1 protein-coding gene is annotated in these 521 nt (G+C 67.8%); it reads left to right on the forward strand.

What is annotated here, in order from left to right; all coding sequences use genetic code 11:
• The coding region (locus LMJ29_RS10530; RefSeq protein ID WP_229605476.1) for an Ig-like domain-containing protein at positions 1 to 521 on the forward strand (521 nt) is incomplete at both ends.

Here is a 521-nt window from a genome sequence, read left to right on the forward strand (position 1 = left end):
CACCTACACCTACACCCCGGACGCCAACTGGAGCGGCAGCGACAGCTTCGACTACACCGTGACCGACGCGGATTCGGGTGAAAGCCTGACCCGCACGGTGACCGTAACCGTCACCCCGGCCGTGGATCTGAGCGCTGCCCACGACAGCATCAGCACCGCCGAGGACACCCCGGTATCCGGCACCGTCGCGTCCAACGACAGCACCACCTCCGGCGGCGCCCTGAGCTTTGCCAAGGCCAGCGACCCGGCCCACGGCAGCGTGGTGGTCAATGGCGACGGCACCTACACCTACACCCCGGACGCCAACTGGAGCGGTGCCGACAGCTTCGACTACACCGTCACCGATGCGGCTTCCGGCGAGTCCCTGACCCACACCGTCACGATCACCGTGACCGCTGCGGTGGATCTCACCGCCCTGGCGGATACCGCCACCACCAGCGAAGACACCCCGGTCAACGGCACCGTTGCCAACAACGACAGCACCACCTCGGGCGGTGCCCTGAGCTTCGCCAAGGCCAGCG

Source organism: Pseudomonas oryzagri, assembly GCF_020831405.1.
Lineage (GTDB): Bacteria > Pseudomonadota > Gammaproteobacteria > Pseudomonadales > Pseudomonadaceae > Geopseudomonas > Geopseudomonas oryzagri.